This is a genomic window from Burkholderia sp. AU39826 (genome assembly GCF_020419965.1).
Classification (GTDB): Bacteria; Pseudomonadota; Gammaproteobacteria; order Burkholderiales; family Burkholderiaceae; genus Burkholderia; species Burkholderia semiarida.
The window spans coordinates 25,942-38,937 of the sequence record NZ_JAIZQG010000013.1 but is presented as its reverse complement, the minus strand read 5'-3'; the positions used below and the strand labels follow the sequence as shown (position 1 = coordinate 38,937).

At 69.1% G+C, this 12,996-nt stretch carries 9 protein-coding genes; 1 reads left to right on the top strand and 8 read right to left on the bottom strand.

Annotation, left to right across the window (positions count from 1 at the left end; all coding sequences use genetic code 11):
- Positions 1-85: 85 nt before the first annotated feature.
- The 8 genes from LGM42_RS21150 to LGM42_RS21115 form a co-directional block, all read right to left on the bottom strand.
- Positions 86-2,095: a sensor histidine kinase gene (locus LGM42_RS21150; RefSeq protein WP_226233105.1), complete on the bottom strand. Its 2,010-nt coding sequence runs from the start codon at positions 2,093-2,095 to the stop codon at positions 86-88.
- A gap of 4 nt (positions 2,096-2,099) precedes the next feature.
- Positions 2,100-3,392: a dicarboxylate/amino acid:cation symporter gene (locus LGM42_RS21145; protein ID WP_226233104.1), complete on the bottom strand. Its 1,293-nt coding sequence runs from the start codon at positions 3,390-3,392 to the stop codon at positions 2,100-2,102.
- Between the two features lie 367 nt (positions 3,393-3,759).
- Positions 3,760-5,445, bottom strand: coding sequence for a cation acetate symporter (locus tag LGM42_RS21140; protein ID WP_226233103.1), 1,686 nt, complete (start codon positions 5,443-5,445; stop codon positions 3,760-3,762).
- Positions 5,446-5,456: 11 nt separating this feature from the next.
- The gene (locus LGM42_RS21135) at positions 5,457-5,762 is read right to left on the bottom strand and encodes a DUF485 domain-containing protein (RefSeq protein ID WP_059576041.1); all 306 of its coding nucleotides are present in this window, start codon (positions 5,760-5,762) and stop codon (positions 5,457-5,459) included.
- Positions 5,763-5,956: 194 nt separating this feature from the next.
- Positions 5,957-7,162 carry a CaiB/BaiF CoA transferase family protein gene (locus LGM42_RS21130; RefSeq protein ID WP_226233102.1) on the bottom strand — a complete coding sequence of 402 codons (1,206 nt, stop codon included), beginning with the start codon at positions 7,160-7,162 and terminating at the stop codon, positions 5,957-5,959.
- Between the two features lie 29 nt (positions 7,163-7,191).
- Positions 7,192-8,337 carry an acyl-CoA dehydrogenase family protein gene (locus tag LGM42_RS21125; RefSeq protein WP_059576158.1) on the bottom strand — a complete coding sequence of 382 codons (1,146 nt, stop codon included), beginning with the start codon at positions 8,335-8,337 and terminating at the stop codon, positions 7,192-7,194.
- A gap of 14 nt (positions 8,338-8,351) precedes the next feature.
- Positions 8,352-9,548, bottom strand: coding sequence for an acyl-CoA dehydrogenase family protein (locus tag LGM42_RS21120; RefSeq protein ID WP_226233101.1), 1,197 nt, complete (start codon positions 9,546-9,548; stop codon positions 8,352-8,354).
- Between the two features lie 29 nt (positions 9,549-9,577).
- Positions 9,578-11,713, bottom strand: a complete 2,136-nt coding sequence (locus tag LGM42_RS21115) for a 3-hydroxyacyl-CoA dehydrogenase NAD-binding domain-containing protein (protein ID WP_226233100.1) — start codon at positions 11,711-11,713, stop codon at positions 9,578-9,580.
- A gap of 261 nt (positions 11,714-11,974) precedes the next feature.
- Between LGM42_RS21115 and LGM42_RS21110 the strand changes: the two genes are divergently transcribed.
- Entirely contained in the window at positions 11,975-12,937 is a 963-nt protein-coding gene (locus tag LGM42_RS21110) for a LysR family transcriptional regulator (protein WP_226233099.1), read from the top strand.
- Positions 12,938-12,996: the final 59 nt, after the last annotated feature.

Here is a 12,996-nt window from a genome sequence, read left to right as displayed (position 1 = left end):
CTCCTGACAGGCCGCGCGGCGCCCGCGCGGCTCTCGTTGATGCCGGTCGTCGCCGACCGGGCCTGCATCCTGCCGCCCGTCCAGGCTAATGCGAGCCCGCCGGCTCGGACACGGAGTCCGGATGATGCGTGCGGGCGCGCCGCAGCGTCAAGACGAACAGCGCGCCGCCCGACGGGGCGTTGCGGGCGGTCAGCGCACCGCCCGCGTCGCTGGCGATCGACGACGAGATCGCGAGGCCGAGCCCGAGCCCGCGCCCCATTTCCTTGGTCGTGAAGAACGGCTCGAACAGGCGCGGCAGCAAATCGGGCGCGATGCCGGAGCCGTTGTCGCGCACCTCGACCGCGAGCGTCGCGGCCGACACCGCGATCGTCACCTCGATGGCCGGCGCCGCGACGCCGGCCACCGCGTCGAGCGCGTTGCCGAGCAGATTGATCAGCACCTGTTCGAGGCGCAGATCCTCGCAGCGCGCGACGAGTTCGGGATAGTCGCGTGCCAGATCAAGCGGCGCGTCGTGCGCGGGCGACACGGTGGCATCCTGCAGCGTCAGCGTGAGCGCGACGCCGCGCAGGCGCTCGTCGAGCAGCGACAGCACGCTGCGCAGCGCACGCACGACGAGCGCCTGCTCGTTGCGCGGCTTCGCGCGGCCGACGAACAGCTTCAACTGGTTCGTGATCTTGCCCATCCGCTCGGTGAGCGCGGCGATCGCCTCGAGATTCTCGCGCGCGGCGGCCTGCTCGCCGCGATCGAGCAGCACGCGCGTGTTGTCCGAGAAGCTGCGCAGCGCCGCGAGCGGCTGGTTCAGTTCATGCGTGATGCCGGCCGCCATCTGGCCGAGCGCGGCGAGCTTGCTCGCCTGGATCAGTTCGTCGTGCGCGGCGCGCAGCTCCTGCTCCGCGCGGATCCGGTCGCCGACTTCCTTCTGCAACTGCTCGTTCGCTTCAGACAAATCGGCCGTACGCTCCTCGACGCGCCGGTTCAGCTCCGCGTACGCCTGCTGCAGCAGCGCGCGGCCCCGGATCATCTCGCGCACGCGGGCGCGGCGCATCCGCCAGTAGAACGCGAGCAGCGCGACCGACACGAAGCCGAAGCCGGTGACGATCGTCGCGTTGCGCGCGTCGGCGTCGATCGGCGCGATCGGCGCGAGCGTGACCAGCAGCCAGTCGGGCTCGCCGATCCGGCGCTTGCTGGCGAGAAAGCGCGGCGCGCGCCGGCCGGCGCCGAGGCGCACGATTTCCGCATCGGCGCCGAGCGTCTGCTCGACGCGCAGCGGCAGCGGCGTGACCGGCTGCTGCGCATACTGGCGCGTTTCGTAGATCGATGCGGCCACAGGCCCCGTGAGCGGGCGCAGCGTGTGGTACTTCCAGGCGGGCACGGACGACAGGAACACGACGCCGTGATCGTCCACGACGACGAGCGGCTCCGACGCATCGGCGCCCTGGAACCATTCGAGATTGAGCTTCACGACGACGACGCCCGCGATCCTGCCGTCGCGCCACACGGGCTGCGAGATGTAGTAGCCGGGGTCGCGCGAGATCGTGCCGATCCCGAAGAAGCGGCCGACCCGGCCGTTCATCGCATCGACGAAATACGGGCGGAAACGGTATTCGATCCCGACGAAGCTGTCGGGCGCGCGCCAGTTGCTGGCGGCGACGCACAGGCCGTCCGCGCCGATCACGTAGGTGACGGTCGCGTGCGCGTGCTCGTTCAGATCTTCGAGATAGCGGTTGACGCGCGCGGTGTAGTCGCCGCGCTTCGGCTCGGCGAGCAGATCCTGCACGTACGGATGGCTGCCGAGCAGATAAGGCAGCGATTCGTAGCGGTCGAGCGTGCTCTTGAGCGCGTTGGTGGTGCGATCGACGCGCACCGCGGCATTGCGCTGCAGCTCGGCGACGCCGCGCTGCCAGGTGATCGTCCACGTCAGCGCGCACGCCGCGGCGAGCGCGGCGGCGAGCACGACGAGGATGAGCAGGCGGCGCGTCACGGTCGAGGCTTCCTGACGATGCGGATCGCCTATTGTGTCATAGGGCTCCGCATCGATGCCCGGGCCGCCGCGCGGCGCGCCGCCCGCGGGCGGCACCGCCGCCTGCTCGCTCATCGCGTCAGACGCCGGCCGTCGTCTCGGTCGGCGCGACTTCGCCGCCGCCCTTCAGCGCCTGGCGCAGCTTGTTGCGGTCGAGCTCCCTCTCCCACGCCGACACGACGACCGTCGCCACGCCGTTGCCGACGATGTTGGTCAGCGCGCGGCATTCGCTCATGAAGCGGTCGATGCCGAGGATCAGCACCATGCCCGACAGCGGGATCGTCGGCACGACGGCCAGCGTCGCGGCGAGCGTGATGAAGCCCGCGCCGGTCACGCCGCTCGCGCCCTTCGACGTGAGCATCGCGACGGCCAGCAGCGTGAGCTGCTGCATCCACGTCAGCTCGATGTTGGTCGCCTGCGCGATGAACAGCACGGCCATCGTCATGTAGATGTTGGTGCCGTCGAGGTTGAACGAATAGCCGGTCGGCACGACGAGGCCAACGACCGAACGCGAGCAGCCAGCCTTCTCGAGCTTTTCCATCAGCTGCGGCAGCGCGGCTTCCGACGAGCTCGTGCCGAGCACGATCAGCAGCTCTTCCTTGATGTACGACACGAAGCGGATGATCGAGAAGCCGGTGAAGCGCGCGATCGCGCCGAGCACGACGAGCACGAACACGAGCGACGTCAGGTAGAACGTGCCGATCAGCTTGAGCAGCGGCACCAGCGAGCCGACGCCGTACTTGCCGATCGTGAACGCCATCGCGCCGAACGCGCCGATCGGCGCCAGCTTCGTGACGATGTGCACGATGCCGAACAGCACGCGCGTCAGGCCGTCGATGAAGTCGGTCACGACCTTGCCGCGCTCGCCGAGGTGCGCGAGCACGCTGCCGAACAGCAGCGCGATCAGCAGGATCTGCAGGATTTCACCCTGCGCGAACGCATCGACCATCGTGTTCGGGATGATGTGCATCAGGAAGTCGACCGTCGACTGCCCGTGCGCCTTCGCCGCGTACGACGCGACGGCCTTGCCGTCGAGCGTCGCCGGATCGATGTTGAAGCCGACGCCCGGGCGCAGCAGGTGCGTGGCCGCGAGGCCGAGCAGCAGCGCGAAGGTCGACACGATCTCGAAGTACAGCAGCGCCTTGCCGCCGACGCGGCCGACCTTCTTCATGTCCTCCATGCCGGCGATGCCGGTGACGACCGTACAGAAGATGATCGGGCCGATCACCATCTTGATCAGCTTGATGAAGCCGTCGCCGAGCGGTTTCATGTCGGTGGCGATCGACGGGTAGTAGTGGCCGAGGATCACGCCGACGATGATGGCGAAGATCACCTGCACATAGAGCACTTTGTAGAAGGGTTTCTTCTTCACGATGGTTCCTGCTGAAGTAGATGAGCCGGTGGAAACGGCGTCACGCGCGCAGGGATGAATGAGAACGGGGGGCAATCCCCCCGAAGGCATTCGCCCGCGCGGCTGCCGTGCCGCAACAAGCGATGCCTCAGGACATCCGGAGGGGGAGGAAGGCATTGGTCATCGGTTGTCTCCTTGGTTTAATAGTCAGGCCGGGGGCCGGCCATGCGCTTTATATTGCAAGGTCGATGCCAGGTTTCCGGAACCCCTCAAGCCGTTGTTTTCATTGTATTTCTCATAATGCGGCAGGCAAGGAAATCCGGTATTCCGGATTTCCGGAAAATATCCGTCCGGCGATCCGGACGGATCCATCGTTTCATCGGACGAATCAGTGCTGCACGGCCCGGCTCGCGAGCACGCCCGTCTGCGCGTAGAACTCCTGCCGCGAGAACGCGTCGCGCTCGCGGCGTGCGCGCTCGCCGCGATCCAGGAGCGAGCCGACGACGATCCCGACGAACGCGAGCGGCACCGACACGAGCGCCGGATTGTCGAGGAACACCGCCGCATGCGCGTGGTGCAGCACGTCGACCCACACCGACTTCGACAGTACCGTGAGCGCGACCGCCGACACGAGGCCGAGGCCGCCGCCGAGCACCGCGCCGCGCGTGGTCATCCCGCGCCAGAAGATCGACATCGCGAGCACCGGGAAATTGGCGCTCGCGGCCACCGCCGCGACGAGCCCGACCATGAACGCGACGTTCACGTGCTCGAACAGGATCGACAGCGCGATGGCGACGGCCGACAGCCCGATCGTCGCCGCGCGCGAAATGCGCATCTCCAGCCGCTCGTCGGGCTTGCCGCGGGCCCACATCTGCGCATAGAGATCGTGCGAGATCGTCGTCGCGCCGGCGAGCGTCAGCCCGGCGACCACCGCGAGGATCGTCGCGAACGTGACGGCCGCGATGAATCCGTAGAACCAGTTGCCGCCCACCGCCTGCGCGAGCTTCACCGCGACCATGTTCGACCCGCCGAGCAGGTCGTGCGTCAGGTTGAACGTGCCGTTCGCGCCGAGCTTGAAGAACTCCGGATGCTGCGCGAGCAGCACGATCGCCGAGAAGCCGATCACGAAGGTGAGCAGGTAGAAGTAGCCGATGAAGCCGGTCGCGTACAGCACCGACTTGCGCGCCTCCTTCGCGTTCGGCACCGTGAAGAAGCGCATCAGGATGTGCGGGAAGCCGGCCGTGCCGAACATCAGCGCGATGCCGAGCGACAGCGCGTTGGCCGGGTCGCGGATCAGCTTGCCGGGCCCCATGATCGACAGCGCGCCCGGATGCACGGCCACCGCGCGGCGGAACATCGCGTCGATGCTGAAGCCGAATTCGCCGAGCGCGAGCCACGCGAGCAGCGTCGCGCCGGCGAGCAGCAGCACGGCCTTGATCACCTGCACCCAGGTGGTCGCGGTCATTCCGCCGAAGAATACGTAGACGACCATCAGCACGCCGACGATCAGCTCGGCCGTGCCGTACGACAGCCCGAACAGCAACTGGATCAGCTTGCCCGCGCCGACCATCTGCACGACGAGGTACAGCACGACGATCGTCAGCGCGTTCGCGGACGTCAGCAGCCGGATCGGCCGCTGCGCGAAGCGATACGCGACGACGTCGACGAACGTGAACCTGCCGAGGTTGCGCAGCGGTTCGGCGATCAGGAACATCACGAACGGCCAGCCGACCAGGAAGCCGATCGAGTAGATCAGCCCGTCGAAGCCGAACATGAACACCATCCCCGACAGCCCGAGGAACGACGCGGCCGACATGTAGTCGCCCGCGATCGCGAGCCCGTTCTGCAGCCCGGTGATGCCGCCGCCGGCCGTGTAGAAATCGCGCGTCGAGCGCGTGCGGCGCGCGGCCCAGCGCGTGAGCGCGAGCGTCGCGAACACGAACGCGAAGAACATCGCGATCGCGACCGGGTTCAGCTCGACCTTGTCGGGCATCGGGCCGGCGACGCCGGTCGCATGGGCGGTGGAGGCAACGAGAACGGCCAGCGCGCCGAGCGCGTTCGAAATGAGTCGCATGTCGGCCTCCGTCACGGACGTTGCAGGATCGCGTCGACGCGGCGGTCGAACGCACGGTTCGCGCGCAGCACGTAGCACGCGGTCAGGCCGATCGCGATCAGGATGATCGCGACGCCCGCGGCGATCCCGACCGTCGTCGTCGCGCCGCGGTACAGCGGCGCGGCGAGCACGTGCGGCGCGAGCGCGACGAGCAGGATGAAGCCGTAGTACGTGGCGATCATCAGCGCGGTGAGCGTGAAGCTGAAGCGGCGCCGTGCGCGCACGAGTTGCTGGTAGTCGCGGCGCGCCGTGACCGATTCGATGACGGAAAGCTCCATGTTGTCTCCGGTGTCGACCAGAGTTAGTGCTTTAGCGCTTACTCCGGTCCCATGCTTCGCGGTCGAACTGAGTTGGCGTTTCAGCGCCTACTCAGGTCCCCGCAGGGCAAGTCGCCTCGTCGTCGCGAGAGCTGTCTTGTGGATGATCGGCGCGTGATCGGCATCCGCCCGCGCCGTGGCGGCACATCAATGCGTTACACGACGCGGTCCGCCCGCAGCCGCGCGACGTCCTCCGCCGACATCCCGAGCCAGCCGCCGAGCACCGCGTCGGTATCCGCGCCGAGCACCGGCGGCGCGCCGCGCACCGGCAGCCGCGCGCCGTCGAAGCGGTACGGCGGCGCGAGCACGTCGACGCCGCCCGCGACCGGATGCGGCTGCCGCGTGACGAGCCCGGCGCGGGTCGCGCGTTCGGACGTCAGCGCTTCGTGCAATCCGAGCACTTCGCCGCACGGAATGCCCGCCTCGGCGAGCGCCGCCAGCAGCGTCGCGCGCGACCGGCGCGCGAGTTCGCCACGAATCTCGGGCAGCAGGTCGGCGCGATTCTCCGAGCGGCCGAGGTTGGTCCTGTAGCGTTCGTCCGCCGCGAGATCGGGCCGCTCGATCGCATCGCAAAAGCGTGCGAACTGCGTGTTGTTGCCGACCGTGATCACGAGCGGGCCGTCGGCCGCGTCGAACACGCCGTACGGCACGATCGACGGATGCGCGTTACCGTAGCGCGGCGGGTCCTCGCCCATCAGCAGCGCGTCGAGCCCGTAGTACGCGGTGATCATCAGCCCGCAGTCGAACAGCGCCATCTCGATGCGCCGCCCGCGCCCGGTCGCATGGCGTTCGTACAACGCGGCGAGGATCGCCTGCGCCGAATACATGCCGGTGAACAGGTCGACCGCCGCGACGCCGAACTTCAGCGGCGGCTGGCCGGCCTCGCCGTTCAGCGCCATCAGCCCGGCCTCGCCCTGCACGACGAGGTCGTAGCCGGGCCGCCCGGCCTCCGGGCCGGAGCGGTCGTAGCCGGAGATCGCGCAATGCACGAGCCGCGGATTCAGTTCGGCCAGCGCGTCGTAGCCGAGCCCGAGCTTCTCCGCGCCGCCGCACTTGAAGTTGTGGATCACCACGTCGGCCTGCGCGGCCAGCTCGCGCGCGATACGCCGGCCGGCTTCCGTCTGCAGGTCGACGCAGATCGACCGCTTGCTGCGGTTCACGCTGTTGAAATAGGTGGTTTCGGTGTCGCCGATCCGCAGCCCCCAGTCGCGCGTATCGTCGCCGCGCGCCGGATGCTCGACCTTGATCACCTCCGCGCCGAAATCGGCGAGCACCATCGCGCACCACGGGCCCGCGAGCACGCGCGAGAAATCGAGCACCTTCACGCCGGCCAGCGGCAGCGCGCACGTGTCGTTCGTCATCCTTGTCTCCTCCATTCGCGTTTCGCCGCTTATTGTTTCGACAGCGCGATGTAGCGCGCGAGGTGGTGATCCTCGTCGCCGAGCTGGTGATCGATCATCACGAGACGCTTCGCGTAATGCGACAGCGGCAGCTCCCACGTCATCCCGATCCCGCCGTGCAGCTGGATGCTTTCCTCCGCGACGAGCGTGCCGATCCGGCCGATGCTGTATTTCGCCGCGGCGAGCGCGCGCTCGCGCACCACGCGCGGCGCATCGAGCTGCGCGGCGGCGTTGATCACGGCCGAGCGCGCCTGCTCGACTTCGAGCAGCAGGTCGGCCATCCGGTGCTGCAGCGCCTGGAAGCTGCCGATCGGCATCCCGAACTGCTTGCGCGTGCGCAGGTAGTCGAGCGTGTGCGCCTTCGCGACGTCCATCGCGCCGAGCGCTTCCGCCGACAGCGCGAGCAGCCCGTAGCCGAGCACGCGTTCGAGCAACTCGGCGCCCGCTTCGCCGTCGAGCGCATCCGGCGCGCCGAGCGCGGCATCGGCCGGCAGCGCGACGCGCTCGAAGCGCACTTCGGCCGCGCGGCCGCCGTCGATCTTCCTGTAATCGCGCAGCGACACGCCCGGCGCATCGGCCGGCACGACGAACAGGCCGATGCCGGCCGCATCGTCGTCGCGCCCCGACACGCGCGCGCTGACGACGAAGAACGCCGCCTGCGCGGCCTGGTCGACGACGCCCTTCGCGCCCGTCAGCACCCAGCCGTCGCCTGCACGTTCGGCGCGCGTGCGCACGGTCGTCAGCTCGTAATGCGAGCCCGGTTCGTCGTGCGCGAACGCGGCGCTCGCGCTGCCGTCGATCAGCGCGGCGAGCCGCTCGCGATGCGCGTCGCCGCCGGCGAGCGCGAGCGCACGGCCCGCGAGCAGCGCGCCGAGGAACGGCTCGACGACGAGCCCGCGCCCGAGGCATTCGAACACCACGGCGATATCGAAGCCCGCGCCGCCGAAGCCGCCGTCGGCTTCGGCGAACAGCGCGCCGACCGTACCGAGTTCGGCGAAGCGCCGCCACATCGCGCGGTCGAAGCCTTCGGCCGACTGCGCGATGCGGTCGCGCACCGGGAACGCGTACTGTTCGGCGATGAAGCGGTTCAACGTGTCCGCCAGCATCCGGCGGTCTTCTGTGTGCTGGAAATCCATCGTCGCGTCCCTCGTCACAGCCCGAGCATCATCTTCGCGATGATGTTCTTCTGGATCTCGTTCGAGCCGCCGAAGATCGACAGCTTCCGGTTGTTGAAATACTGCTGCGCGGCGCTCGCGGCTTCTTCCGGGCCGACCGGTTCGCCGTCGTAATCGGCATCGAGCGCTTCATCGACGAACGGCTGCGCGTACGGCCCCATCGCTCGCCGCATCAGCGCGGCGATCTCCTGGCGGATCTGCGTGCCGCGAATCTTCAGCATCGAGCTTTCCGCGCCCGGCACGCCGCCGCCGGCGACCGCGGCCAGCACGCGCAGGTTGGTCGTGCGCATGTTTTCCAGCTCGATCTCGACGCGTGCGACGCGCGCCGCGAAGAACGGATCGTCGGCGAGCGGCCGGCCGTTCTTCATGACCTTCGCGGCCACCGCGCGCAGGCGGTCGAGCGCGGCGGTCGAGAAGCCGATCCCCGCGATGTTGGTGCGCTCGTACGTGAGCAGATATTTCGCGTAGGTCCAGCCGCGATTCTCCTCGCCGACCAGGTTCTCCACCGGCACGCGCACGTCGGTGAAGAAAACCTCGTTCACCTCGTGCTCGCCGTCGAGCGTGATGATCGGGCGGACCTCGACGCCCGGGGTGCTCATGTCGATCAGCAGGAAGCTGATGCCTTCCTGCTTGCGCACGTCGGTCGCGGTGCGCACGAGGCAGAAGATCATGTTCGCGTAGTGGCCGAGCGTGGTCCACGTCTTCTGGCCGTTCACGACGTAGTGATCGCCGTGGCGTACCGCGGTGGTCTTCACCGACGCGAGATCGGACCCGGCGCCCGGCTCCGAGTAGCCCTGGCACCACCAGTCGGTGCCGTCGAGAATGCGCGGCAGCCAGTGACGCTTCTGCGCGTCGCTGCCGTACTTGATCAGCACGGGGCCGAGCATGTTCACGCCGAACGGCACGATGCGCGGCGCGCCGGCGAGCGCGCATTCGTTGTCGAACAGGAACTTCTGCGCGACGCTCCAGCCGGGGCCGCCGTATTCGCGCGGCCAGTGGCTCGCGAGCCAGCCGCGGGCATTCAGGATCGCGTGCCATTCGCGCATGTCGTCGCGCGTGAGATGCAGGCCGCCCTTCACCTTGCGCGCGATGCGCTCGGGCAGTTCGGCTTGCAGGAAGCGCTGCACTTCGGTGCGGAACGCTTCCTCTTCGGGAGTGAAATCGAGGTTCATCGTAGGTCCGTTGCGGATGCGGTGGGCGTTCAGTCGATGCGGTTCAGGCTCGCGAAATCCGCGCCGCGCGCGACGAGATCGACGAGCAGCGGCGACGGCTTCCAGAACAGCGGATCTTCCTTCGCGAATGCGCGGATATCGGCGAGCACGTTCGCGAGGCCGACCGTGTCCGCGTAGTGCATCGGGCCGCCGCGATAGCGCGGGAAGCCGTAGCCGTACAGGAACACCGCGTCGACGTCGAGCGGGCGCAGCGCGATCTTCTCGTGCACGACGTTCGCACCTTCGTTGATCATCGCGGCGAGGTAGCGGCGCAGGATTGCTTCATCGGTGAACGTGCGCGGCGTGACGCCCTTCTTCGCGCGTTCTTCCGCGACGATCGCCTCGACTTCCGGGTCGGGCGTGCCGACACGTGCGCCGTCCGGATACAGGTAGTAGCCGCGGCCGGTCTTCTGCCCGAACCAGCCGCGCTCGCACAGCCGGTCGGAAATCTCCACGTAGCGCGCGTTCGGATCGCGCGTCGCCGCGCGGCGCTTGCGGGTCGCCCAGCCGATGTCGCCGCCCGCGAGGTCGACGACCTGGAACGGGCCCATCGGGAAACCGAACGCGCGCACCGCGCGATCGATCTGGTACGGCGACGCGCCGTCTTCCATCAGATAGTCGGCCGCCGTCCGGTAGACGGCGAGGATCCGGTTGCCGATGAAGCCGTCGCACACGCCCGCGCGCACCGGCGTCTTCTTCAACTGCCTGGCCAGCGCGAACGCGGTCGCGACGACGTCCGCGCTCACGCGCTTCGGCACGACGATCTCGAGCAGCTTCATCACGTTGGCCGGCGAGAAGAAATGCAGGCCGATCACGTCGGCCGGCCGGTCGATGCTCGCGGCGAGCGCGTCGATGTCGAGATACGACGTGTTGGTCGCGAGCACCGCGCCCGGCTTGCACACGCGGGCGAGTTCGGCGAACACCGCCTGCTTCACGGCCATGTCCTCGAACACGGCTTCGATCACGACGTCGGCCTGCGCGAGCGCGTCGTACGACGTGCTGCCCTTGAAGCGCGCGAGGCGCGCCGCGTGCGCGGCCGGCGTCATCCGCCCTTTCGCGACGAGGCCGTCGTACACCTTCTCGACGTGCGCCCGGCCGCGCGCGAGCGACGCGTCGTCGCGCTCGATCATCGTCACCGGCAGCCCGGCGTCGAGCGCCGCGACCGCGATGCCCGCGCCCATCGTGCCGCCGCCGACCACGCCGATCCGCTCGACCGGCCGTGCGCTCGCGTGCCGCGCCTCGGGCGCCTTCGCCGCCTCGCGTTCCGCGAAGAACGCATGCACGAGGCCGGCGCGCTGCGGGCTGTCGACGCACTGCAGGAACAGGCCGCGTTCGAGCTTCATCCCCGCGTCGAACGACTGCGTGAGCGCGGCCTCGACCGCGTCGACGATCTTCGCCGGCGAGAAAAGGCCACGCGACTTCTTCGGCAATTCCGCGCGCGCCGCGTCGATCGCGGCCTGCGCGGCCGCGCGGTCGGCGAGGCCCTGCGCGTCGCGCGTGCGGCGCACCGGCGCGCCGAGCGACACGAGTTCCTGCGCATAGGCGAGCCCTTCGGCGAGCGTGTCGTCGCTGTGCGCGATGCGATCGACGAGGCCGAGCGCGAGCGCTTCCTCCGCGCTCGCATGGCGGCCCGTCAGCATCAGGTCGAGCGCGGGCTTCGCGCCGATCAGGCGCGGCGCGCGCTGCGTGCCGCCCGCGCCGGGCAGCAGGCCGAGCGTCACTTCGGGCAGCCCGAGCTTCGCGCCGGGCACCGCGAGCCGGTAATGCGCGGCGAGCGCGACCTCGAGGCCGCCGCCGAGCGTCGCGCCGTGCAGCGCGACCACGACCGGCTTCGCGCCCGATTCGATCCGCTCGCACACGTCGGGCAGCGACGGCGGCACGGGCGGCTTGCCGAATTCGCGGATGTCGGCGCCCGCGATGAAGTTGCGGCCGGCGCCGACGATCAGCACCGCGCGGATCGCGTCGTCGGCCTGGGCGGCGTCGATCGCGTCGGCGAGGCCGCGCCGCACGTCGGCGGACAACGCGTTGACGGGCGGGTGATCGATCGTGACGACGAGCACCTTGTCGCGCCGTTCGCGCGTGACGGTGCCGGTGGCGGATGTTTCGGGGGAAGCGGGTGAATTCATCGTGTCTCCGGGTGCGGTGCGCCGGGCGGGCGGGACCGGCCGCCGGGTCGGCGGCGACGCCGGTTCGCGAGCGGGGTCCCGCGCGGCGGGAAACGGTCCGGCGTGGTTGCCGGGCATGACTCGATTCTCGATTGATCGAGATTCATTGACAATTCCCGCGCGCCTTTACAAGCTGTCAAGTCCGACTTGACATTGAATGCTTTCGAACCGTTTCGGCCCGTTGTTTCGGCCCTTTAAGCGGGACGGATCAGGAGACCCCGGATGGACCTGAACGCGCTGACGCTGCTCGTCGAGATCCTCGACGCGGGCAATCTCAGCAAGGCCGCGCAGCGGCTCAAGATGAGCCGGGCGAACGTCAGCTACCGGCTGAACCAGCTCGAACGCTCGATCGGCCAGCAGCTCGTGCGGCGCACGACGCGGCGCATCGAGCCGACCGAGATCGGGCTCAAGCTGTACGAGCATGGCCGGCGCATCCGCAACGAATTGCTGGCCGCGCAGGAATCGGTGACGACGCTCGGGCAGGACCTGCAGGGCCGCGTGCGGCTGTCGGTGCCGAGCGGCTATGGGCAGATGGTGATGTCCGAGTGGCTGCTCGCGTTCAAGCGGCTGCATCCGGGCATCGTGCTCGACGTGGTGTTCGAGAATCGCGTGGAAGACCTGATGCGCGACGAAGTCGACATCGCGATCCGCGTGATGTCGGAGCCGCCGCAGAACCTCGTCGCGCGCGACATGGGCGCGGTGCGCTACGTCGCGTGCGCGTCGCCCGCGTTCGCGGCCGCGCACGGGATGCCAGCGACGCTCGGCGCGCTGGCCGCCGCGCCGGTCGTCACCGCGACGGTGCTCGGCCGGCAGTTACGAATCGCCGCGTATCTCGGCGACGAGCGCCACGAGGTGCTGCTCGAACCGACGCTGATTTCGGAGAACTTCCTGTTCCTGCGCCAGGCGATCCTCGCGGGGATCGGCGTCGGCATCGTGCCCGACTACGTGATGCAGGACGACCTGCGGCACGGCACCGTCGTCACGTCGCTCGACGCATACCGGCTCAGCATCTTCGGCACGCACATGTACATGCTGTACATGCCGAACCGCCACCACACGCGCGCCACCGCCACGTTCATAGAGTTCATCCTCGAACAGGCCGGAAAGACCGGCCGGGGCGGGCCCGGCGGGATGCGTCAGGGTTTCCTGTCGGATGACAAGGCGCCGGGCGCGCGGCGACAATAGCGCGCCGGGGCGGGCGGCGCCGCTGCGCCCGTGCCGACGTCAACGTCAACGCCGCCGTC